The sequence below is a fragment of the Mycobacterium sp. NPDC051804 genome, from assembly GCF_044452905.1.
In the GTDB taxonomy this organism is placed as follows: domain Bacteria; phylum Actinomycetota; class Actinomycetes; order Mycobacteriales; family Mycobacteriaceae; genus Mycobacterium.
Window position 1 is genome coordinate 339,339 of the sequence record NZ_JBITCD010000005.1, and the last position, 21,841, is coordinate 361,179.

The following is a 21,841-nucleotide window of genomic DNA, read 5'->3' on the forward strand; positions in this document are numbered from 1 at the left end:
CCATGTCGAGGACAGCCGCGATCAGGATCGCCGCCGCGGTGCTGGCGGCGATCATCGTGGCGTTCTCGGTGTTCACCTATCTCTCGTACTCCGCCGCGTTCACGCCGACCGAGACCGTGACGGTCACCTCGAAGCGGGCCGGTCTAGTCATGGACCGCGACGCCAAGGTCAAGTACCGCGGTATCCAGATCGGCAAGGTCGAAAGCATCTCCTATACCGGTGACGATGCGAAGCTGACGCTCGCCATCAACAAGGGCGAGCTGCGCTACGTGCCGTCGAACGCGCCGGTCCGGATCGGCAGCACGACGGTGTTCGGCGCGAAGTCGGTGGAATTCCTTGCGCCGGAACAGCCTTCGGGTAAGCCGATGGCCGCGGGGGCGGCCGTCAAGGCTGACGATGTCCAGCTGGAAGCGAACACGCTGTTCCAGACGTTGATCGAAGTCTTGAACAAGGTCAATCCGATTCACCTGAACGCGACCATGTCGGCGCTCGCGGAGGGCCTGCGCGGTCACGGTGACGACTTCGGTGCCAGCTCGGCGGGACTGAATCAGTGGCTCGCGCAGCTGAATCCCAAGCTGCCGCAGGTCGAATCGGTTCTTGCGCAGACGAACACGGTGGCCAATATTTACGGTGACGCCGGCCCCGACCTGGTGACCGTGATCAAGAACGTGCCGGCCATCAGCGAGACCGTCGTCGATCAGCAGGAGAACCTGAACGCGACGCTGCTCGCGACGATCGGGTTGGCGGACGAGGGTTCCGAGACCCTGGAACCCGGGGCGGAGGATTACATCGCCGGGATCCAGCGGATCCGGGCACCATTGAAGGTGCTCCACGACTACTCGCCCGTCCTCGGCTGCATCATCCAGGGCGTCGCGAAGGGCCGCCAGCGCGGCGCAGACATCCTCGGTGGCTACAAGCCCGGCGCCATGGTCAGTTCCAGCTTCGTGCTGGGTGTGCCGTCGTACACGTATCCGGAAAGCCTGCCGATCGTGAACGCGACAGGTGGTCCGAACTGCCGTGGCCTGCCGAACATCCCTAACCTGCAGTTCGGTGGCTCGTACTTCCGGTCACCGTTCCTGGTCACCGACAACGCGCTCATCCCGTATGAGCCGTTCACCGAGGTGCAGGTTGACGCCCCGTCGACGTTCCAGTTCCTCTTCAATGGTGCATTCGCAGAACGGGACGACTTCTGATGAGGGGAATTCTGACGAAGGTCGGCATCTTCGTGGTGGCGATGCTGTTGGTCAGCGCCGGGTTGATCGTGATCTTCGGCGAGTTCCGGTTCGCGTCGACCAACAGTTACCACGCCACGTTCAAGGACGCGTCGAGGCTCGAGGGCGGTAACGACGTACGAATCGCAGGCGTTCCGGTCGGCACGGTCGAAGGTGTGAAGCTGAACCCCGACAACACCGTCGATGTGCAGTTCACGCTCGACAAGAAGTACCAGCTCTACACGTCGACGCGAGCTGTGATCCGTTACGAGAACCTGGTCGGCGATCGCTTCATGGAGATCACCTCGGGTCCGGGCGAACTCAGGAAGCTGCCCAAGGGCAGCACCATTTCGAGCGAGAACACGCAGCCGGCCCTCGACCTGGACGCGCTGCTCGGCGGACTGCGCCCGGTGGTGAAGGGTCTCGATGGCGAGCAGGTCAACCAGATCAGCAACGCGATCCTCGAGCTGCTGCAGGGCCAGGGCGGTGCACTGTCTCAATTGCTCTCGGAGACAGGCTCGTTCAGCCAGACGCTCGGTGATCGGTACCAGGTCATCTCGGAGGTGATCCAGAACCTCAACCAGGTGCTGGGGACCATCGACTCCAAGAGTGCCGAATTCAATGCCAGCGTAGACGAACTGCAGAAGCTGGTCACCGGACTCGCGGAGGGCCGGGACCCGATCGCCGGCGCGATTCCGCCGCTGGCGTCCGCTGAGTCGAATCTGACGGACATGCTGGCGAATTCGCGACGGCCGATTCAGGGCGTACTCGAGAACCTCCGTCCACTGGCCACCGAGTTCGACAACCGCAAGGCCGAGGTCAACGCGGTCATCGAACCGCTCGCAGAAAACTATCTGCGGCTGAATTCCCTTGGTGCCTACGGCTCCTACTTCAACTACTACATTTGCTCGGCGACGCTCAAGTTCAACGGGCCGGCAGGCAGCGACATCCTCCTCCCGATAGGCGGCGTGCCGGACCTCTCGAAGGGCAGGTGCTCAGTCAATGGATAAGACGCTCCGAGCGGGCATCTTCGGCGTCGCGATCGTGGTCATGGTCCTGATCGTCGCGTTCGGCTACAGCAGCCTGCCGTTCCTTCCGCAGGGCAAGCAGTACGAAGCGTTCTTCGCCGATGCCGGTGGCATATCGCCGGGTAACGACGTCAACATCTCGGGCATCACGGTCGGCAAAGTGAGTGAGGTCGCCCTCGCCGGAGAGTTCGCGAAGGTGGACTTCACCGTCGACCGCGACATCAGGTTGGGCGATCAGACCCTCGTTTCAATCCGGACGGACACCGTTCTCGGTGAGCGATCGCTCGGTATCTCCCCGGCGGGCGGCGGGTCGGTGACCTCAATTCCGGTGTCCCGCACGACAGTTCCGTACACCCTGAACATGGCCCTGCAGGACCTCGGGCAGAACGCCAGCGCGATCGACCAGGAGCAGCTGACCCAGGCGCTGGGTGTTCTGACGGATTCGTTCCGCGATGCAACGCCCGAACTTCGTCGCACGCTCGACGGTGTGGCGACGCTGTCGCGCAGCATCAACGCCAACGACGAAGCACTGGGCCAGCTGCTGACGCGTGCGAAGACGGTGACCGGGACACTGGCCGATCGGGCCGGTCAGGTGAACCAACTCGTCACCGACGGCAACAAGTTGTTCGCCGCGCTCGACGAGCGACGCGCCGCCCTCAGTACGTTGATCGCGGGCATTGACGATGTGTCACAGCAGCTTTCGGGTTTCGTAAGCGACAACCGTCGCGAATTCGGACCGGCCCTGAGGAAACTGAATCTGGTGTTGGACAACCTGCTCGAGCGCCGTGAGCACATCAGCGAGGCGCTGAAGCGTCTTCCGCCGTACGCCACCGCGCTCGGTGAGTCGGTTGGTTCGGGTTCGGGCTTCATGGTCAACCTGCCCAACGCGATTCCGAACACCACTCAGGAAGCTGCGCTGTTGGACCTCTATTTCCAGCCGGGCAAGATTCCCGACAGCCTCTCTGACCTCCTGCGCGGATTCATCAACGAGCGCCTGATCATCAAGCCGAAGTCACCATGAGCCGGCTCGTGCGTTTCGGAATCATCGGCGCCCTGGTGGTGGCGCTGATCGGTGGCCTGTACGTGATTTTCCCGCGTGTCACCACATACAAGGTCGTCGGCTACTTCGCCTCAGCTGCAGGCGTCTACCCGGGCGACGAAGTGCGCGTGGTCGGCGTTCCCGTCGGCAAGATCGAATCGATCACGCCCGAGGCCGATGCCGTCAAGATCACCATGCGGGTCAACGACGACGTCAAGGTTCCGGCCAATGCCCGTGCAGTGATCATGTCACCGAATATCGTTGCCGCCCGGTTCATTCAGCTCACTCCTGTCTACAAGGAGGGCGCGGAGATGCAGGACGGCGGCACCATCGACCTGAAACGTACTGCCGTGCCGGTGGAGTGGGACGACGTCAAGACCGAGCTCACGAGGCTGAGCCAGCAGCTCGGTCCGTCGGCAGGCCAGGTTCAGGGGCCGCTGAGCGAGTTCGTCAATCAGGCCGCCGACACCTTCGACGGCAACGGCGATTCGTTCCGCAATGCCCTGCGCGAACTGTCACAGACCGCGGGAAGGTTGGGTGACTCGAGCACCGACCTGTTCGGCACGGTCAAGAATCTGCAGATCCTGGTCGACGCGCTGTCGAGGAGCAACGAGCAGATCGTCCAATTCAGTGGGCATTTGGCCTCGGTGTCTCAGGTGCTGGCGGACAGCACCGTGGGACTCGACGGAATGCTGGGAAGCCTCAACCAGGCGCTCTCAGACGTCCGCGGCTTCCTGGACGAGAACAACGAGACGCTCGTCGGCAGCATCGACAGGCTGACCGACTTCACCAGCATCCTGACCAATCAGACCGACGACGTCGAGCAGATCCTGCACGTCCTGCCGAACGCGATGACGAACTTCTACAACATCTACAACCCGGCCCAGGGCACCGCCAACGGTCTGCTCGGCCTGCCGGAGTTCCAGAACCCGGTGCAGTTCATCTGCGGAAACTTCGACGGCGCCGGCATGCCCGACTACGACAAGCGGGCCGAGATCTGCCGCCAGCGGATGGCTCCGGTGCTGAAGCGCCTCGCGATGAACTTCCCGCCGTTCATGGAGCACGGGATCAATACGATCACCGCCTACAAGGGTCAGGTCATCTACGACACCCCGGCGACCGAGGCCAAGGCCAAGACGTACATCCCGTACCTCGAGTGGGTGCCGGCCGACGGGCGCTTCCCGCCACGGCAAGGCGATCCGGGAGACCCCAGCGCGTTGCTCCTGCCGCAACCCGCAGTTCCGGGCCCGCCGCCGCCGGCACAGCCGTACACGCTCGGCCCGGTGATACTGCCGCCAGGCCCAGCACCCGCCCCTGGTCCGGTTCCGGGTGCGCCGGCACCCATTCCGCCCGGTCCGCTTCCAGCCGAAGCCGGCGGAGTCCCGCATGGAGGTGGACAGTGACACGCAAGCGCGCGACCACCCGAACACTGGCCATCGGCTCCGGCGCGATGCTGCTGGCCGGCTGCCAGTTCGGCGGGCTGAACTCGCTCGACATGCCCGGTACCGCAGGACACGGCAAGGGCTCCTTCTCGATCACGGTGGAAGTTCACGACGTGGCCACGCTGCCACAGAACTCGCCGGTGCTGGTTGACGACGTCACAGTCGGCAGCGTTTCGGGAATAGAGGCCGTGCAGCGTCCCGATGGCAGCTTCTTCGCGGCGGTGAAACTGTCGCTGGACGAGAACGTCATACTGCCGGAGAACTCGACAGTGCGCGTCGGGCAGACCTCGCTGTTGGGGTCGCAGCACATCGCGCTGGCGCCGCCGATCGGGCAGGCGCCAGTCGGCCAGTTGCGTGAGGGAGCGCAGATTCCGCTGAGCGACGGTAGCCGCGCTCCGACGACCGAGGAAGTGCTGTCCGCGTTGGGTACGGTCGTCAACAAGGGCAATCTCGGTGCGCTCCAAGACATCACACAGGAGCTTTACAATGCGGTCGCCGGCCGCGAAGGGCAGTTCGCCGGCCTGATCCCGCGGCTCGCCGAACTGACCTCGTCGCTGAACCGTCAGACCGACGACATCATCGCGACGGCCGAGGGCCTGAACCGATTCGCCAGTGTCCTCGCGCGCAGCAAGGACGACCTGGGTCGGGCGCTCGACACTCTGCCGGGAGCGCTACGGGTGCTGAACGAGAACCGGGGCCACATCGTCGATGCCTTCGCCGGGCTGCAACGTCTCGGCACCGTGGCGTCACGCATCCTCTCCGAGACCTCCGAAGATTTCACCCAAGACATGATCGCCCTGTACTCGGTCATCAAGCCGATCAACGACAATCGCGCCGATCTCGTGTCCAGCCTCGACAGCCTGGCGACGTTCCCGTTCCCCGGCAGGAACCTGCATAAGGTTGCGCGAGGCGACTACTTCAACGTCTTCTCGACGTTCGACCTGACGATCCGACGGCTCGGCGAAACCATCTTCACGACATCGTTCTTCGATCCGAACATGAAGCGCCTCGCCGAAGTAGTGAGTCCGCCGGAATTCCTCACCGGAGAGATGGCCAACCTGTCAGGCCAGGCCGCTGACCCGTTCAGTATCCCGGCAGGCACCGCGTCGGGCCAGGAGGTGCCAGCGGAGTAATGTACAGCCGAACTACGCGAATTCAGTTGTGGGTCTTCGCCATTGTGACGGTGATGGCCGTCGGCGCGATCGCCCTGCTCTACGTGCGGATCCCCGCCCGACTGGGCCTCGGTACGTACGAGGTGACCGCGAATTTCGTTGCGGGCGGCGGGCTGTACGAGAACGCCAACGTCACCTTCCGCGGTGTGCAGGCAGGCCGGGTCGAGTCCGTCAAACTGACCAATGACGGTGTGGCCGCGCGTATGCGGATCAACAGCAGCGTCAAGATCCCGGAGAACTCCACCGCCACCGTCAAGAGCGTGTCGGCGGTCGGCGAGCAGTACGTGGACTTCGTTCCGCCCGCGGATCCCTCGCAGGCGCTGTTGCGCAACGGCGCAACCATTCCCGAGGATCGGACGGCGATCCCGCAGGACGTTGCCGAGCTGTTGCAAGAGGCCGAGAGCTTGGTGACCAGCCTCGACAACACCCGCCTTCAGGACCTGCTGCGTGAGACGTTCGCTGCGTTCAACGGTTCGGGGCCCGAACTCGCGCGACTGCTCTCCTCGGCACGAAAGTTGATCGACGAGGCCAATGCCAGCTGGCCGCAGACCTCGACGCTGATCGATCAGGCGGGACCGTTCCTGGACGCGCAGATCCAAAGCGGCGATGACATCCGGTCGTTCTCCGAAGGTCTTGCGCGCCTCACCACTGAAGTGGCAGGTGCCGACTCCCAAGTGCGCAACCTGCTCGCCACCGCGCCGGGAGCCGCCGCCGAGGCCAGCGAGACCTTTGCGGGCATCCGGCCTTCGTTCCCGGTGCTTGCCGCGAACCTTGCCAACTTCGGCCGGGTCGGGGTGATCTATCACAAGTCGATCGAACAGGCGCTGGTCGTTTTTCCCGCGCTGCAGGCGTCACTGCTGACCATCGGCGGCCAGCTGCCCGTGAGCGAGGGCGGTAAGCAGGACTTCAAGATCTCGATCAACGACCCGCCGCCGTGCACCACCGGATTCCTGCCGGGCGCGGACATCCGCACACCCGGTGACACGACCATTCGTAACCTGCCCACGGACCTGTACTGCAAGGTTCCGCAGAACGATCCGAGCGTGGTGCGTGGCGCGAGGAACTACCCGTGCCAGGAGTTCCCCGGTAAACGGGCGCCAACGATCCAGTTGTGCCGCGACCCAGTCGGCTACGTGCCGCTCGGCAACAACCCGTGGCGCGGACCGCCGGTGCCGATCGGCACGCCGTCGGACGTCATGGAGGATGACACGCCCGAGGATGGGCGTAACATCCTGCCGCCCAACAAGTTCCCGTACATCCCGCCGGAAGCCGATCCGGACCCGGGATATCCCGTCGCGCCGGGTCTCCTTCCGCCGGACGCGCCGAGGGGCCCCGGGCCGGCGCCACACCAGCCGTGGCCGTACATTCCGCCGCCGAACTCGGGACCGCCACCGCCGCCGTATACGGCGTGGATCCCGCCGGCACCGTATCCGAACGCGTGGCCTCCGCCCGCGATCCCGCCGGGCTGGGCGACCAACCCGACCAATCCGCCGGACATCTTCGCCGGGCCCTACGGTCCGGCACCACCGCCCGCGCCGGCACCGCCGCCTCCGGGACTGCCACCTGCGGCCAGTGGGGCTTCCTACGGGACGTACGATCAGCACACAGGAGTCTTCGTTGACCCGGCCGGCGGTACGGGGGTGTACGCGCCCGGCGCCGCTGATCTGCGGCCAACAGAAAACTGGCTTGATCTGATGCTGTATCCGAAGCAGGTGTAATGACGTCCACCCCGACACCACCGGGGAAGCCCGTCCGCCGGCGCGCTTCCCGGCCGGCAGGTCCGACCAACGGCAAGGCCCCCGAGGCCACCGCCGTGCGCGTTGCGACGGCTGATCCGGTCAGTGCGACCCCCGTTCGCAAGGTTCCCAAACCGGTGGCGCCGCCGCCCCGCCGGTTGGCGCCCAGTCGGCTCGTCACAGTCGTGGCGCTGGCCTGTGGGCTTGTCGCGACCGGCATCGTCGGTGCTGCCGTGGCCGTGTTGATCGTGCAACACAACCACGCGGAAGAGGCGCAGGCGCGGGATCAACGATTCGTCGACACCGCGACGCAGACCGTGGTGAACATGTTCAGCTTCAAGCCGGACACCATCGACACGAGCGTCGACGAGTTCTACAACAACACCAGTGGACCGCTGCGCGACATGTTCAGTCAGAGCAACAATGTCGAGAACCTCAAGGCCATCTTCCGGCAGACCGGCGGCAGTTCCGAGACGGTGATCAACGGCGCCGCGCTGGAGAGCTTCGACGACGTCAGCAACAACGCAACGGTGTTGGTTTCGGCGCGGGTAACCGCCAGTGACATGAACGGCAACAACAGGCCCTCGCAGCCGTACCGGCTGCGCATCATCGTGCACGAGGACGACGACGGGCGGATGACGGCCTACGACCTCAACTACCCCAACGGGGGCAACTGATGCGCTGGATTGTGCGCGTCATCGTCGCGCTGGTGGCTGTCGCGTTTGTGAGCCTCGCCGCAGTGGGCGGCGGACTGTACTGGCAGCGGGTCGAGATCCGTAGTGAGCAAGCAGCCCGCGCTGAGCTCGGACCGCTTGCGCAGAAACAAATTCCGAGTGTATTCACCTACGACTACAAGACCGTCGAGCGCAACCTGACCGATGCGGGCAGCATGCTCACGCCCAGCTACCGCAAGGAGTTCGAGGACAGGGCGAACTCCGAGATCATTCCGCAGGCACGGCAGCGGGAACTGGTCAGCCAAGCCAACGTCGTGGGCGTCGGAGTACTTGATGCGCAGCGTGATTCGGCGGCGGTGATGGTCTACATCAACCGGACGGTGTCGGACAAGACGAACCGCGAGCAGCCGATCTACGACGGTGCACGTCTGCGCGTCGATTATCAGAAGATCGACGGCAAGTGGCTGATCAACTACATCACGCCGATTTAGTCTTCTCGGGTCGCGGTCAGCGCTTCCAGGAACGACTGCGCCCATAGGTCGACGTCATGCACCAGAACTTGGCGGCGCATCGCTCGCATGCGGCGCCTGCCCTCCTCCGGGGTCTGGTTCAGCGCTGTCTCGATGGCATCCTTGACGCCCTCGAGGTGATGCGGATTCGCCAGGTATGCCTGGCGTAGTTCGGCTGCGGCGCCGGTGAATTCGCTGAGGACCAGTGCACCGCCGAGGTCGCTGCGGCACGCGACGTACTCCTTGGCGACCAGGTTCATTCCGTCGCGCAGTGGCGTCACCAGCATGACGTCGGCCGCGACGAAGAAGGCGATCAACTCGTCGCGCGGTATCGGTCGGTGCAGGTAGTGCACGATCGGATGACCGACCTCGCCGTGTTCACCGTTGATGTGGCCGACCTGACGTTCGATGCTCTCGCGCATCGCGATGTAGCTCTCGACGCGCTCCCGACTCGGCGTCGCGAGCTGAACGAGGACGGTGTCCTCCCGATTCGCGCGGCCCTCGTCGAGCAGCTCCGAGAATGCCTTGAGCCGGACGTCGATGCCCTTGGTGTAGTCAAGCCGGTCCACGCCGAGAAGGATCTTGCGGGGGTTGCCGAGTTCGTGACGAATCTCCTTGGCCCGCTGGCGGATAGCGCGCGAACGTGCTTGCTGGTCGAGTGCCGTCGAATCGATGGAGATCGGGAAGGCGCCGACCTTGACGGTGCGTGTGCCGACTTGGATCTCACCGAATCGGGAACGCACGCCGATGTTGGCACGCGAGGTGTTGAATCCGAGGAGCCGGCGCGCCAGGATCAGAAAGTTCTGGGCGCCACCGGGTAGATGGAAGCCGACCAGGTCGGCGCCCAGCAGACCTTCGACAATCTCGCTGCGCCAGGGCATTTGCATGAACAGCTCGACCGGCGGGAACGGGATGTGCAGAAAGAAGCCGATCGTCAGGTCGGGCCGCAATTGGCGAAGCATCTTCGGAACCAGCTGCAGCTGATAGTCCTGAACCCACACCGTGGCGCCGTCGGCGGCTGTCTTGGCCGTCGCTTCGGCGAACCGGCGATTGACCTCTACGTACCGGTCCCACCACTCGCGGTGGTAGATCGGCTTGACGATGACGTCGTGATACAGCGGCCACAGCGCCGCGTTCGAGAAGCCCTCGTAGTACTTGGCGATGTCTTCGGCGGACAAGTCGACCGGACATAGCAGCATGTCGTCCTGCTCGATCGGCTCGTCGCCGGCGTCGGGTATGCCTGGCCAACCGATCCAGGCACCCCGACGGCGGCGGAGGAGTGGTTCCAAGGCGGTGACGAGGCCACCAGGGCTTCGCTTCCACGTCGTGGTGCCATCCGGCAGCCGTTCCATGTCGATCGGCAGCCGGTTGGCGACCACGACGAAGTCGGAATCTCCGGAGCTGACCTTCCGGCCGCCCCCCCGACTCATTTACGCCTCGAGTTTCGAGGGTCCAATACCGAGCATCGACAGGAAAACCCGGCACTCGTCGGCGTCGTTGGCGTACGCAGCCACGACGCGCCTGGCCTGGCGCGCAGTGCTATCGGCAAGCGGTTCGACATCGCCGAGTTCGGCGGGATCAGATTTCGCAGGCATACGACAACTCTAGGGGACGGTGCCGTAGCCCCTGTTCGGAGGCTTCCGACTAGTTCGTGACCGTCGGGCTGCTGCCGAAGACGGGTGCCGGAGGCGGCGTCACCGTCATGGCCTGCTGCTCCTCGGCAAGGCCCATGCACTGACCCGAGTTGTGTCCGGCGCAGGGGATGCCCATGACCGTCGGCATGTCGGGATTCTGCGGGGTGGTCGAGTACGGCGAGGAGCCCGAATTGGGAACCGTGTGAGGAACACAGACGCCGGTGAACTGGTCGGACTCTTCCCCGCCCGGGCAGCCCTGGGCGATCGGGGTGATTTCGGTGGCCGGCACCGCGAGCGCGGCGATCGCGGGCGCCGCGGCAACTGCGACCGCAAAGCCACTGGCAAGGATCAGTCGTCGAGCTGAGAGCTGGAAGGTCGCCATCGTCACGCTTTCTCTAGTTAGACCGTGTCGTCGGCAAGATTCTATGGAAGCTGCCAACTTTCTGCACAGCTTCCGAGAGTTCGCTGGTTCACAGCTATCCGCCGGTCACCGTCGGGCTTGAGCTGACTGTCGAACGCGGCGTGACATTCGGGATGAGCGCCTGATCCTCGGCCAGGCCGATGCACTGACCCGAGTTGTGTCCAATGCACGGAATGCCGTCGATTTCCGGCACATCCGGGTTGGCCGCCGTTGTACTGAACGGGGAGCCGGCGTTCGGCACCATGAACGGAACGCACGTGGTTGTGAACTGGTCTGGTTCCTCACCACCGGAGCATTGCGCCACGGGAATCCCGGGTTCGGGCATCGAATACGCGGCGACTGCGGGTGCGGCCGCCGCCGCGGCAGCGAAGGCGCCGATCAGAAGGTGTCGACGGATCGCGAAAGAGGAAGAGGCCATTTCGCGATTCTAGTGATCGCAGCGCGTTTCTGTGGATCTTCTGGCGGGAGTGCGTTGCCGTGGTCAGGGGCTGGAGCTCACGCTGGTGTGCGGCTGAACCAGGGGTGTCTGGGCCTGCTGCTCCTCGGCGAGGCCCATGCACTGACCCGAATTGTGGCCAGCGCACGGGATTCCGTCGATCGCGGGCAAGTCCGGATTGCCCGGGATCGTCGAATACGGCGAGCCTGCGTTCGCTCCCCCTTGGTTCGGCACGAGCTCCGGGGTGCACGTCGTGGTGTACAGATCCTCGGATTCGCCTGAGGGACAAGCCTGGACCCCGGGCGCCTCGGAGGTCGTCAACGCCGCCGTCACCGGTGCGGTGAGGGCTGCCAACGCGAATCCGCCGGCCAGGATGAGTCGCGATGCGTTGATCCGCTGTGTGGCCATCTCTTCGCACTTCCTTTAGTTTGCTGTATACGTCCAGAATCCTGACGTAGTTTGCCTGCGTTGCGCCCTGGATGGCTCAAGTGTACTCGTAATCAAGGGAATTACGAGGTGAGTGTGGTTCAGGTTCCCAGGGGCCTGCTCGGACTGTGAGTTCGCTGAACGGTCCCTGTGGCACCGCTGAGCGACCGCTTGGCGCAGCCCCGTAATGTGCAAGCTGTCTTACTACGCGAACGAGGTGGACGGCTGTGGCTAACCCTGATGTGACAAGTGCCGAACCGGCCGGAGGCGAAGCGCCCCAACAGGTCACTTACGAGACGCTGGACGAGGGGCGTATCGCACGCATCTGGCTGAACCGGCCCGAGGCGCAGAACGCCCAGTCGCGGACCCTGTTGGTTCAGCTGGACGAGGCGTTCGGCCGCGCCGAGGCGGATGACGAGGTCCGCGTCGTGATTTTGGCAGCCCGCGGTAAGAACTTCTCGGCCGGACACGATCTCGGGTCGGAGGAAGCTCTGCTGGAGCGCCAACCGGGCCCAAACCAGCATCCGACGTTCTCGATCAACGGTGCGACGAGGCACGGCGTCGCAGAGAAGACTTATCTGCAGGAGTGGCACTACTTCTTCGAGAACACCCGCCGTTGGCGCGATCTGCGCAAGATCACCATCGCGCAGGTGCAGGGTAACGCGATTTCGGCTGCCTTGATGTTGATTTGGGCGTGCGATCTGATCGTCGCGTCCGACGACGCGAAGTTCAGCGACGTCGTCGCCGTCAGAATGGGTATGCCCGGCGTGGAATATTACGCGCACCCATGGGAATTCGGCGCTCGCAAGGCCAAAGAGCTTCTGCTGACTGGTGATTCGATCGACGCCGAAGAGGCCTACCGGTTGGGAATGGTGTCGAAGGTCTTCCCACGCGCCGACCTCGAGGACAAGACGCTGGACTTCGCTCGCCGCATCGCCGAGCGGCCGACGATGGCGGCGCTGTTGGTCAAGGATTCGGTCAACGCGGCGGCTGATGCAATGGGCTTCACCGAGGCACTTCGGCACGCGTTCCACATCCACGAGCTCGGGCACGCGCACTGGGCGGCGGCGAACGAGAACCGGTACCCGGTGGGTCTGCCACCGGATGTGCCGGACTGGCGAACGCTGGGAGCCCCCAAGGCTGCGCGCTACGACGAGCCGTGACGTATAACTAGAACCTGTTCTAGTTACCGGACGAAGGAGTCTGCGGTGCAGCTGTCATTGACGGGGCAAACGGTATTGGTCACCGGTGGTGGCAGTGGCATCGGCAAAGCCTGCGCGGCCGCGGTGGTGGCGTCGGGCGGCAATGCGATGCTGGTCGGCCGCAACGCCGACAGGCTCTCGGCTGCGGCTGACGAGATCAAGGCCCTGGGCGGACCGGGGGAGGTGCTGTACGAGCCTGCCGACGTCACCAACGAGGACGAGGTCGCGCGTGCCGTGGACGCGGCGACAGCATGGTCCGGACGGCTGCAGGGCGTCGTGCACTGCGCCGGCGGCAGCGAAACCATCGGACCGGTCACGCAGATCGACTCCGAGGCGTGGCGACGTACCGTCGACCTGAACATCAACGGCACCATGTACGTGCTCAAGCACGCCGCGCAGCAGATGGTTCGCGGCGGTGGCGGATCTTTCATCGGCATTTCGTCGATCGCGGCGAGCAATACGCATCGGTGGTTCGGCGCCTACGGCGTCTCAAAGGCGGGCATCGACCATCTGATGCAGCTGGCGGCGGACGAACTGGGTGCGTCATGGGTACGGGTGAACTGCATACGGCCGGGCCTCATCCGCACCGAACTCGTTGCGCCGGTGCTTGATTCGGCCGAGTTGAGCGCCGACTACGCGAACATCACGCCGCTGCCGCGACCGGGTGAGGTCGAGGACATCGCGAACTGTGCGGTGTTCCTGCTGAGTGACGCCGCTAGCTACATCACCGGTCAGGTGATCAACGTCGACGGTGGGGTCCTGGTGCGCCGCGGGCCAGACTACTCGGCGATGCTCGAACCACTCTTCGGTGCTGACGGCCTACGCGGGGTCGTCGCGCAATAGGTCGGGCGGGGTTGTCCCGTTCTGACTCACGAGGTTTCGTAAATCGACTGCACCTAGCGGTGATTGATCTGGGGCACCACGTCTGCGATTGATCGCCGCTAGGGCGAGCAGTCCGATTCGTCGAGTTGGATCAGCGGCGACGGAAGTCTCAGAGTCGGCGTGTAATCCCCGGTTGCCGAGTAAGGTCGGGGCCTATCCGGGCAGCGAACCGCCGGAACTGGAGCAGCGATGTCCACTTTGATCCGGGCCGCCCGAGCGGCCACCATCTCCTGTCTGGCGGTCGTCATGCTTGTCGGTGTTTCTCCGACGGCGACGGCGGACCCAGCAGACAATCAGGCCAATAACGACAAACTCTTCGGGCTGTTGTCTGGGGGATACACCCCGGCCGACTGCCAGGCCAGCAAGCAGTATGCCGAGGATCCCTTCCTCGCACGCCTCGGCTGCGGCCCGAACAGCCGGGAGGGTGGGCCCACGGGTGCTACTTACTCCCTCTACGGCAGTCTCGACGACTTGAACAGCGTCTTTAGCAGGAAACTTGGCGATCCGATCGCATGCTCGGAAGGAACAGGTCCGGGCCCGGTTGCCTGGGATGGCGGCATGGTCGTGTGCTCATACAACAGCCGGAGCGGGAATGCATTGATGTGGACCAAGACCGCCGATCTGCTCGTCGTCGTCGCGTCGGGCCGTGATACTGCCTCGTTGTATGACTGGTGGCTATCGGCTCGCTGAGCCTACTTTCCACCCCGACCACCCACGGACTACGACGACCCAGCACCCTTCTGAGCGCCGGCTTCCCAAGAGGCGACCTTGCCGAGCGCCGACCAGTCGAGGTGGGCGCCGCCGTTGGCGAGCAGGGTGAGGAAGCGATCACGGATAAGGCTGGCCACCGGCAGTGGCACCTCTAGCGACTCGCCCGCGGCGAGCACAAGACGGACGTCTTTGAGGCCGAGGGAGGCGGCGAAGCCGGCGGGCTCGAACTCCTCGCGGGCCAGCAATGCGCCGTACGTCTTGTAGACCGGCGCATCGAAGAGCGTCGACGTCAACACCTCGAGATAGTCCCGCTTGTCGACACCGGCCTTTTCCACCAGTGCCATCGACTCCGCGAGCGACTCGATCACCGAAGCGATGAGAAAATTTCCGCTCAGCTTGATCAGGTTCGCGGCCATGGGCTGTTCCGCCACGACGAACGTCCGCTGACCGATCGCATCGAATACCGGCGAAAGTGCTTGCACTGCAGCGGGTTCACCGGCTGCCACCACAAACAGTTTCGCCGCTTCCGCCGCCTCCGGACGCCCGAACACCGGAGCCGCGACGATTCGATGCCCTGCTGCGGCATGCGCTGCCGTCAGCCGCTCCGCCAGCGCGAGGCTGATCGTGCTCGACGAAACATGAATGGCGCCCGACGGAAGGGACGCGAGGATGCCGCCCTCGCCGAACGTCACCGCCTCCACCGCATCGTCGTTGGCCAGCATCGTGATGACTACATCGCCCCCGCACGCCTCGGCCACGGTCCGCGCCGCCGAAGCGCCCCGCTCGACCAGCGCGGCGACTTTGTCGCGCGAGCGGTTGTACGCCGTCACCTCATGCCCGGCTCCGAGCAGATTCGCGGCCATGCCGGCGCCCATGTTTCCCAGTCCTACGAACCCGATCCTCATGGTCTCCACCATGCCTCACCGATCGTGGTGGATCCGGCCGTCCGTCTCGGTGAGAGGCAGACCCTCACCGCCCCACCGTCGCGCGATGATCTCCGCCGCGATCGACACCGCCGTCTCCTCCGGTGTCCGCGCGCCTAGATCGAGGCCGATCGGGCTCGACAACTTGCCCAACTCCGCATCGGAAAGGCCGGCCTCGCGCAGGCGCGAGATCCGGTCGTCGTGCGTACGCCGCGAGCCCATCACGCCGACGTATCCGACCTGTGGCAGCCGCAGCGCAACCCGCAGCACCGGAACGTCGAATTTCGCGTCATGAGTGAGCACACAGATCGCCGTCCTGGCATCGATCGTGCCCGCGTCCGCCTGCGAGGCGAGATAGCGGTCCGGCCAATCGACGACGACCTCGTCGGCACCCGGGAACCGCGCCGGTGTTGCGAACACCGGGCGCGCATCGCACACCGTCACGCGATAACCCAGAAACGAACCCTGTCTGACAAGCGCGGCCGCGAAGTCGATCGCACCGAAGATCAGCATCCGGGGACGCGGGGCATGGCTCGCGACGAACACCTCCATGCCCGTCTCCTGCCGCTGCCCGTCGGCGCCGTAAGACAGCACCGTTGACCGCCCCGCGTCCAGCAAACCCCGAGCGTCATCGGCGACAGCGGCGTCGGCCCGATCCGATCCCAGCGATCCCTCGACCGCACAGGGTGCGACGACGATCCTGCGCCCCACCCGCCGCGGGTCCGGATGTGCGATCACGGTCGCGACGGCCGTCGGGCGATGAGCCGTGATGTCGTCGGCGATCGTCTCCAGTTGCGGGAACGTCCGGCGCGACATCGGCTCGGCGAAGACATCGATGATCCCGCCGCAGGTCAGCCCGGGTGCCAATGTGTCGTCGTCGCTCAGGCCGTACCGCTGCAACTCCGCCCGTCCCGACGCCGCGACCTCGTTCGCCAATTCGTAGACCGCCGCCTCGACGCAACCGCCGGACACCGAGCCGGCTACCGTGCCGTCGGGTGCGACGACCAGCGTCGCACCAGGCTGCCGCGGCGCGGACCGCATAGTGCGTACGACGGTGGCGACGCCCGCGGTGCCGCCGGTCCGCCAAACCGTCAGCAACTCATCGAGGACGTCGCGCACCGTCGAAGTGTAAGCCCGGCCCGCGCCGCGACCTGGTAGATCGTCAGCGGCGTTCGTCGAACGCGATCTTCAGCACCGCGGGACCGGTGATGCCCACCAGCGGCTTGTACTCCGCGGGTGCCGCGCGCCGCACGTTCGTCATCCGCCGCGTCATCACCACCAGGGCTTCGGCGAGCTCGCGTCGTGCCAGGTTCGCGCCCAGGCAGTAGTGCGCACCCGCGCCGAAGGTCTGCATCGGTGCCGCGCCCTCACGCGTGATGTCCAGGCGATGCGGGTCGTCGAACACCTCGGGGTCACGATTGCCTGCGGCCGTGTTCACCATGACGAAGGTGCCCGCCGGGATCGTCACACCGCCGAACTCGACGTCCTCGATCGTCATCCGCATCGCACCGAAGACCACGGGGTTGAAGCGCATCAGTTCCTCGACCGCGTTCATCGCCAGCTCCGGACGCTCGGCGAGCAGCTCCCACTGGTCGGGGTGATCGCACAGGGTGTCCACCGCAGCGGCGAGCTGATTGCGGGTGGTGTCGGTGCCCGCCATCAGGATTCCCGCCGCGAGCATGCGCAGCTCTGATGTCGTCAGCCGGTCACCGTCGTCCTCGGCGCGGATCAGATCCGAGATCAGATCGTCGGTGAGCGAGTTGCGACGTTCGGCGACCATCGCGTCGATGTAGTCGTCGAGCTCCGCCCACGCCTGCAGGATCACCTGCTCGTGTTCGGCGACATTCCAGGTGAACAGTTTGAAGAAGTCATCGGCCCACTCGGAGAACAACTTCCAGTCCTCACTCGGCGCGCCGAGCAGCTCCGCGATCACCGGAACCGGGTACGGCCGGGCGATGTCCGCGACGATCTCGCTCCTACCCGCGGACAGCAGCGGTTCGACCAATTGCGTGATGATGTCGGTGATCACCGTGTCCAGCCGCCCGACCGCGCGGGGCGTGAACGCCTTGGACACCAGACGGCGCAGCCGATCGTGGTCCGGACCGTTGATGCTCAGGATGGTCGAGGTCGCGCGATCCCACATGGGACCCGACGTGATTCCCTGCGTCTCGAGGCCCAGACCTTCCGGCACGCACATGCGGTGATCGCGAAGGGCCGTGCGGGCCAGTTCGTAGCTCAGAATCTCGGGGCCGTGCGCACCCATCACCACCGGCCCCTGGCTCAGCGCCACGGCCAGTCGTCGATGCGCTTCCTGCGGATCGGATGCGTTTTCGTAGTCCACTGTCGGCAGGTCGACGATGGTGGGTTCCAGCGTGATGGTCATGAGGGCCTCCCCGGCGTTTGAAGGACACTTCGATGGTCGATCCGGGGCGGGGCAGCGGACTAGCGTAGGCGACTACCCCAAAGCGGAGAGACCCAAGAGGAGACGAGGTACGCAGTGCGACACGTCATCGCAGGACTGCTCGTCGCGGGCGGTGTGGCGTGGGGTGGGCCAGGCATCGCGACGGCGGCCCCCGACATCCCGCCGGTTTCGGATGCGGCACGTGCCGCCGGACTGATCGACGTTCGGACCGTCGTGCCCGACGCCGTCATCGACCTTCGGTACGCGACGCCGAACAACTTCGTCGGACTGGCGATGTATCCGGCCGACGCTCGGTGCCTCATCGCTGAGTCGATGGCCGACGGCCTCAAGACCGCCGCCGACCTGCTGCGCGCCGACGGCGACGTCCTCGTCTTCTGGGACTGCTACCGGCCGCACGCGGTCCAGGTCCAGATGTACGACGTCGTGTCCGAGCCCGGCTGGGTGAGCAAGCCCGGGCCGTATGCGCGCAGCCACGAGGCGGCGCTTTCGGTCGACGTGACGCTGGAGCACGACGGTGCGCTCGTCGACATGGGAACGGGCTTCGACGAGTTCACGCCCCGCGCCAACGCGTACGCCACCGACGGCGTCAGCCCCGCGGCGCAGGCCAACCGCGCCCGATTACGCGACGCGATGGCCGCGGGCGGCTTCACCGTCTACCAGGGCGAGTGGTGGCATTTCGACGCACCCGGCGCCTACACCAACCACCCGATTCTCGATGTTCCTGTGAATTAGGTGATTTGATTCCCCGGTGCGCAGGTTGATCGCAGCGGTGTCGCTGTTCGCGGTCGCGCTTCTGCCCGCATGTGATCGCGATGCCCCGCCCAGTTCGCTGTTCAATGCCGGCGGATATCACGTGCGCGGCGAGAAGGTCTACTACCTTCGTTCGTTTCCCGGCGACGCGTTCGAGATCGACGGCGCCGACCCCGCGTCGTTCCACGCCTTCGACCAGACGTACGCCCGCGACAAGTCGACCGTCTACGTCGACGGGCACCCGCTGCCCGGCGCCGACGCCGGGACCTTCGAACTTCTCGACCGCCCCGCCTTCGCCAAGGACGCTCACCACGTCTACCAACGCGATCGCCGGGTGAGTGACGATCCGGCGCATTTCGAACTACTCGACGGGGACCTGTCGAAAGACAGCACCGCGGTGTACTGGAGCGACGGCGATGTGCTCTCCGACGATCCCGCCACCTTCGCGATCATCTCGGACAAGGAGAACTACCTGTTCACCAAGGACGCCAGGACCGTCCACGTCAACGGCAACCCGATCGAGAGTGCCGACCCCGCGACATTTGAAGTGCTGCAGGGCGCGTACGCAACCGACAACGATCGGGTGTACTACTTCACCGACCAGATCGTCGGCGCAGACATGACGTCGTTCCGGGTGTTCGACGGTCCGTATGCCGCTGACGCGACACGCGTCTACTGGATGGGCAAACCCATCGAGGGTGCCGACCCGCAGAGCTTCCGCGTACTCAACGCCGACTTCGAGTGCTCCGCCGATGCACGCCGTGCCTACTACCGGAATTCCGTTGTTGCAGAAGCGGATCCGTCGACCTTCCCGCCCAACCGGTCCGTCACGCGATGTGACGAGACCTCGATATCCTTCGCGGAGTAGCCATGACCGACGTTGCCGCGAACAAGTTCGTCGCTGAGCAGACCCACAGCACACGGCGGGCCTGGGCGGCGGTCGCGCTACTCGCGGTGGTCGGCACGCTCAACTATGCCGACCGGTTCCTGCCCGCCGTCCTCGCTGAGCCGATCAAGAATGATCTGGCGTTGTCCGACACCGCAATCGGTGTCATCAACGGCTTCTGGTTCCTGGCCGTCTATGCGGTATTGGGCCTATTCATTGCCAGGATCGCCGACCGCGGCGCGTTCGGTCTGGTGATCTCGACGTGTCTGACCCTGTGGGGCGCCATGACGATGCTCGGCGGCGCGGTCCAGTCGGCGTTCCAGTTGGCGCTCACCCGCGTCGGTGTGGCGGTGGGCGAGGCCGGTAGCACGCCGGCCGCGCACGCCTATGTGGCGCGGAACTTTCCGCCGGAACGCCGCGCGGCACCGCTGGCCGTGATCACCATGTCGATTCCGTTGGCCAGCGCCGCCAGCCTGCTCGGCGGCGGTCTGCTCGCGCAGTCGCTGGGGTGGCGCACGGCGTTCGTCGTGATGGGCGCGATCAGTGTGGTGTTCGCCCCGCTGGTGCTCGTCGTCCTCGGACGCCGCCAGCCCGTGCCCGCCGCGCAAGCATCCGCAGGCGACGAAGTGCAGGCGGCCAAAGTGCTGGACCTGCTGAAGAAACCGAGCTTCCTGGCCGTCGTCATCGGCGCCGCGTTCATCTCCTTCGCGGGGTACTCGCTGACCACCTTCGCCCCCGCCTACCTCATCCGGACCCGCGAGATGTCACTCGGCGAGGTCGGTGTCCAATACGGTCTCGCCAGCGGCCTGACCGGAATCCTGAGCCTGCTGGTCGTCGGCCGTGTCGCGGATCGCTTGTCCGCCAAGGATCCTCGGTGGTCGCTGTGGCTGGTGGCGGCGATGACCGCTGCCATGGTTCCGTTTTCGGCACTGGCCTTCGTGGTTGAAAACCGCACGTTGTGCATCTGGTTCATCGCCTTGAGCTACGTCGTGGGCACGGCCTACATGGCGCCGTCGATCGCCGCGATTCAACGCCTGGCCCGCGCCGAACAACGCGCAACGGCGTCGGCGATCTTCCTGTTCTTCGGCGCCATGGTCGGATCCCTTGGTCCGTTCCTCACCGGCGTCATCAGCGACGCGCTCAAGGCCGACCTCGGCAACATGTCGCTCGGAGGTGCGCTGCTGATCGTGCCGGTGGCCCAGGTGGTCGCGATCATCTGTTACCTCCTTGCGAGCCAACGCTTCATGCGCGAGATCGTCGACGGGTAGTTTCACGGGCGTGGCTGAGCTGATGAACCGGCAGATCGTGTTGCGTCGTCGTCCGACCGGGCTGGTCGCGCCCGGCGACACCGAGTTGGTCACCACACCCGCGCCCGAACCGGCCGAAGGCGAAGCGCTGATCCGCACCACGTATATCGGTATCGACGCAGCCGCGCGAACCTGGCTCAACGATCAGCCGGGCTACCTCCCGCCGGTGCAGATCGGGGAAGTCATCCGGGCCGCGGGCATCGGCGAGGTCGTGGCATCGCGCTGCGACGCGTATGCGGTCGGCGACGTCGTGACGACGCTGACCCATTTTCAGGAGTACGTGATCTGTCGCGACGACATCTTCACCACGCCGGTGCCCGGACCGCAGGACAAGGTCGACCAACTCGCGGTCATGTCGGTCTACGGCCCGACGGGTGCCACCGCCTACTTCGGGATGGTCGGCATCGGCAAGCCGAAGCAGGGGGAGACGGTGGTCGTGTCCGCCGCGGCGGGCGCCACCGGGTCGGTGGCGGGCCAGATCGCCAAGATCGCGGGCGCCCGCGTCGTAGGTATTGCGGGTGGGCCGGAGAAGTGCAAGGCGGTGGTCGAGGACTTCGGCTTCGACGCGTGCATCGACTACCGGGAAGACAACATGAAGGCGGCGCTCAAGGAGCACTGCCCACGCGGGGTCGATGTCTATTTCGACAACGTCGGCGGGCCCATTCTGGACGCCGTGCTCGGCCGCCTCGCACCGAAGGCCCGCGTCGTGCTGTGCGGTGTCATCTCGAGCTACCTGACCGGCGAACATCCCGGCCCAGCCAACTACGTGAATTTGCTCTCGAAGACCGCGACGATGCAGGGCTTCAACGCGCTCGACGAGTGGAGCCGCTTCGACGAGGCGTTCGGTCCGCTGCGCCAATGGTCGGACGAAGGCAAGCTGGTCCACCGCCAGACGATCTACGACGGCATCGAATCCTGCGTCGACGCCATGAACGGGCTTTTCACCGGTGCCAACATCGGCAAGATGTTGGTGAAGATCAGCGAACCGAAATCGGTCTGAGTACCCGGCGGCAAAAGGGGGTACAGACGG

23 protein-coding genes are annotated in these 21,841 nt (G+C 65.2%); 15 read left to right on the top strand and 8 right to left on the bottom strand.

Features of this window, described 5'->3' with window-relative positions; genetic code table 11:
- The first annotated feature begins 2 nt into the window (after window positions 1-2).
- The 8 genes from ACIA48_RS21305 to ACIA48_RS21340 are packed head-to-tail and all read left to right on the top strand — an operon-like array spanning window position 3 to window position 8,793.
- Window positions 3-1,193 (top strand): MCE family protein, encoded by a 1,191-nt coding sequence (locus ACIA48_RS21305; protein ID WP_396735966.1) that lies wholly within the window; start codon window positions 3-5, stop codon window positions 1,191-1,193.
- On the top strand, window positions 1,193-2,221 hold the full coding sequence (locus ACIA48_RS21310) for an MCE family protein (protein ID WP_396735969.1): 1,029 nt from the start codon (window positions 1,193-1,195) through the stop codon (window positions 2,219-2,221). Before ACIA48_RS21305 ends, ACIA48_RS21310 begins: the two co-directional genes overlap by 1 nt.
- Window positions 2,214-3,260: an MCE family protein gene (locus ACIA48_RS21315; protein ID WP_396735972.1), complete on the top strand. Its 1,047-nt coding sequence runs from the start codon at window positions 2,214-2,216 to the stop codon at window positions 3,258-3,260. The genes ACIA48_RS21310 and ACIA48_RS21315 overlap by 8 nt, the downstream gene beginning before the upstream one ends.
- On the top strand, window positions 3,257-4,681 hold the full coding sequence (locus tag ACIA48_RS21320; RefSeq protein WP_396735975.1) for a virulence factor Mce family protein: 1,425 nt from the start codon (window positions 3,257-3,259) through the stop codon (window positions 4,679-4,681). The genes ACIA48_RS21315 and ACIA48_RS21320 overlap by 4 nt, the downstream gene beginning before the upstream one ends.
- A 47-nt stretch (window positions 4,682-4,728) precedes the next feature.
- Entirely contained in the window at window positions 4,729-5,853 is a 1,125-nt protein-coding gene (locus ACIA48_RS21325; RefSeq protein ID WP_396736837.1) for an MCE family protein, read from the top strand.
- On the top strand, window positions 5,853-7,610 hold the full coding sequence (locus tag ACIA48_RS21330) for an MCE family protein (RefSeq protein WP_396735978.1): 1,758 nt from the start codon (window positions 5,853-5,855) through the stop codon (window positions 7,608-7,610). Before ACIA48_RS21325 ends, ACIA48_RS21330 begins: the two co-directional genes overlap by 1 nt.
- Window positions 7,610-8,305: a mammalian cell entry protein gene (locus tag ACIA48_RS21335; RefSeq protein ID WP_396735981.1), complete on the top strand. Its 696-nt coding sequence runs from the start codon at window positions 7,610-7,612 to the stop codon at window positions 8,303-8,305. The genes ACIA48_RS21330 and ACIA48_RS21335 overlap by 1 nt, the downstream gene beginning before the upstream one ends.
- The gene (locus ACIA48_RS21340) at window positions 8,305-8,793 is read left to right on the top strand and encodes a mammalian cell entry protein (protein ID WP_396735984.1); all 489 of its coding nucleotides are present in this window, start codon (window positions 8,305-8,307) and stop codon (window positions 8,791-8,793) included. The genes ACIA48_RS21335 and ACIA48_RS21340 overlap by 1 nt, the downstream gene beginning before the upstream one ends.
- On the opposite strand, the gene ACIA48_RS21345 is transcribed toward ACIA48_RS21340, so the two are convergent.
- The 5 genes from ACIA48_RS21345 to ACIA48_RS21365 all read right to left on the bottom strand — a co-directional run bounded on the left by ACIA48_RS21345 (window position 8,790) and on the right by ACIA48_RS21365 (window position 11,710).
- The gene (locus ACIA48_RS21345; protein WP_396735987.1) at window positions 8,790-10,241 is read right to left on the bottom strand and encodes a trehalose-6-phosphate synthase; all 1,452 of its coding nucleotides are present in this window, start codon (window positions 10,239-10,241) and stop codon (window positions 8,790-8,792) included. The two genes, ACIA48_RS21340 and ACIA48_RS21345, sit on opposite strands and share 4 nt — an antisense overlap.
- Window positions 10,242-10,406 (bottom strand): hypothetical protein, encoded by a 165-nt coding sequence (locus ACIA48_RS21350; RefSeq protein ID WP_170311127.1) that lies wholly within the window; start codon window positions 10,404-10,406, stop codon window positions 10,242-10,244.
- 49 nt (window positions 10,407-10,455) lie between these two features.
- Complete coding sequence (locus ACIA48_RS21355; RefSeq protein ID WP_396735990.1) at window positions 10,456-10,827, bottom strand: hypothetical protein; 372 nt, start codon at window positions 10,825-10,827, stop codon at window positions 10,456-10,458.
- 94 nt (window positions 10,828-10,921) lie between these two features.
- On the bottom strand, window positions 10,922-11,284 hold the full coding sequence (locus tag ACIA48_RS21360) for an intersectin-EH binding protein Ibp1 (protein ID WP_396735993.1): 363 nt from the start codon (window positions 11,282-11,284) through the stop codon (window positions 10,922-10,924).
- A 63-nt stretch (window positions 11,285-11,347) separates the two neighbouring features.
- Entirely contained in the window at window positions 11,348-11,710 is a 363-nt protein-coding gene (locus ACIA48_RS21365; RefSeq protein WP_396735995.1) for an intersectin-EH binding protein Ibp1, read from the bottom strand.
- A gap of 245 nt (window positions 11,711-11,955) precedes the next feature.
- Here ACIA48_RS21365 and ACIA48_RS21370 point away from each other — a divergent pair, with 245 nt between their 5' ends.
- From ACIA48_RS21370 to ACIA48_RS21380, 3 genes are all read left to right on the top strand, one after another.
- Window positions 11,956-12,891 (top strand): enoyl-CoA hydratase, encoded by a 936-nt coding sequence (locus ACIA48_RS21370; RefSeq protein ID WP_396735997.1) that lies wholly within the window; start codon window positions 11,956-11,958, stop codon window positions 12,889-12,891.
- Between the two features lie 45 nt (window positions 12,892-12,936).
- The gene (locus ACIA48_RS21375) at window positions 12,937-13,773 is read left to right on the top strand and encodes an SDR family oxidoreductase (RefSeq protein WP_396735999.1); all 837 of its coding nucleotides are present in this window, start codon (window positions 12,937-12,939) and stop codon (window positions 13,771-13,773) included.
- A gap of 228 nt (window positions 13,774-14,001) precedes the next feature.
- Complete coding sequence (locus ACIA48_RS21380) at window positions 14,002-14,502, top strand: hypothetical protein (RefSeq protein WP_396736001.1); 501 nt, start codon at window positions 14,002-14,004, stop codon at window positions 14,500-14,502.
- 29 nt (window positions 14,503-14,531) lie between these two features.
- Here ACIA48_RS21380 and ACIA48_RS21385 read toward each other — a convergent pair whose 3' ends face one another.
- The 3 genes from ACIA48_RS21385 to ACIA48_RS21395 are packed head-to-tail and all read right to left on the bottom strand — an operon-like array spanning window position 14,532 to window position 17,829.
- Window positions 14,532-15,428 carry an NAD(P)-dependent oxidoreductase gene (locus ACIA48_RS21385; RefSeq protein ID WP_396736004.1) on the bottom strand — a complete coding sequence of 299 codons (897 nt, stop codon included), beginning with the start codon at window positions 15,426-15,428 and terminating at the stop codon, window positions 14,532-14,534.
- Window positions 15,429-15,443: 15 nt separating this feature from the next.
- A complete protein-coding gene (locus ACIA48_RS21390; RefSeq protein ID WP_396736007.1) occupies window positions 15,444-16,565 on the bottom strand; it encodes an XdhC family protein in 1,122 nt (373 codons plus the stop codon).
- A gap of 43 nt (window positions 16,566-16,608) precedes the next feature.
- Entirely contained in the window at window positions 16,609-17,829 is a 1,221-nt protein-coding gene (locus ACIA48_RS21395; RefSeq protein ID WP_396736010.1) for a cytochrome P450, read from the bottom strand.
- Between the two features lie 114 nt (window positions 17,830-17,943).
- Here ACIA48_RS21395 and ACIA48_RS21400 point away from each other — a divergent pair, with 114 nt between their 5' ends.
- From ACIA48_RS21400 to ACIA48_RS21415, 4 genes are read left to right on the top strand one after another with little or no spacing between them, the layout of a single operon-like run.
- Entirely contained in the window at window positions 17,944-18,600 is a 657-nt protein-coding gene (locus tag ACIA48_RS21400; RefSeq protein WP_396736013.1) for a M15 family metallopeptidase, read from the top strand.
- Between the two features lie 16 nt (window positions 18,601-18,616).
- The gene (locus ACIA48_RS21405) at window positions 18,617-19,486 is read left to right on the top strand and encodes a DKNYY domain-containing protein (protein WP_396736015.1); all 870 of its coding nucleotides are present in this window, start codon (window positions 18,617-18,619) and stop codon (window positions 19,484-19,486) included.
- Between the two features lie 2 nt (window positions 19,487-19,488).
- A complete protein-coding gene (locus ACIA48_RS21410; RefSeq protein ID WP_396736017.1) occupies window positions 19,489-20,772 on the top strand; it encodes a spinster family MFS transporter in 1,284 nt (427 codons plus the stop codon).
- 10 nt (window positions 20,773-20,782) lie between these two features.
- Window positions 20,783-21,811 (top strand): NADP-dependent oxidoreductase, encoded by a 1,029-nt coding sequence (locus ACIA48_RS21415; protein WP_396736018.1) that lies wholly within the window; start codon window positions 20,783-20,785, stop codon window positions 21,809-21,811.
- The last annotated feature ends 30 nt before the right edge of the window (window positions 21,812-21,841 follow it).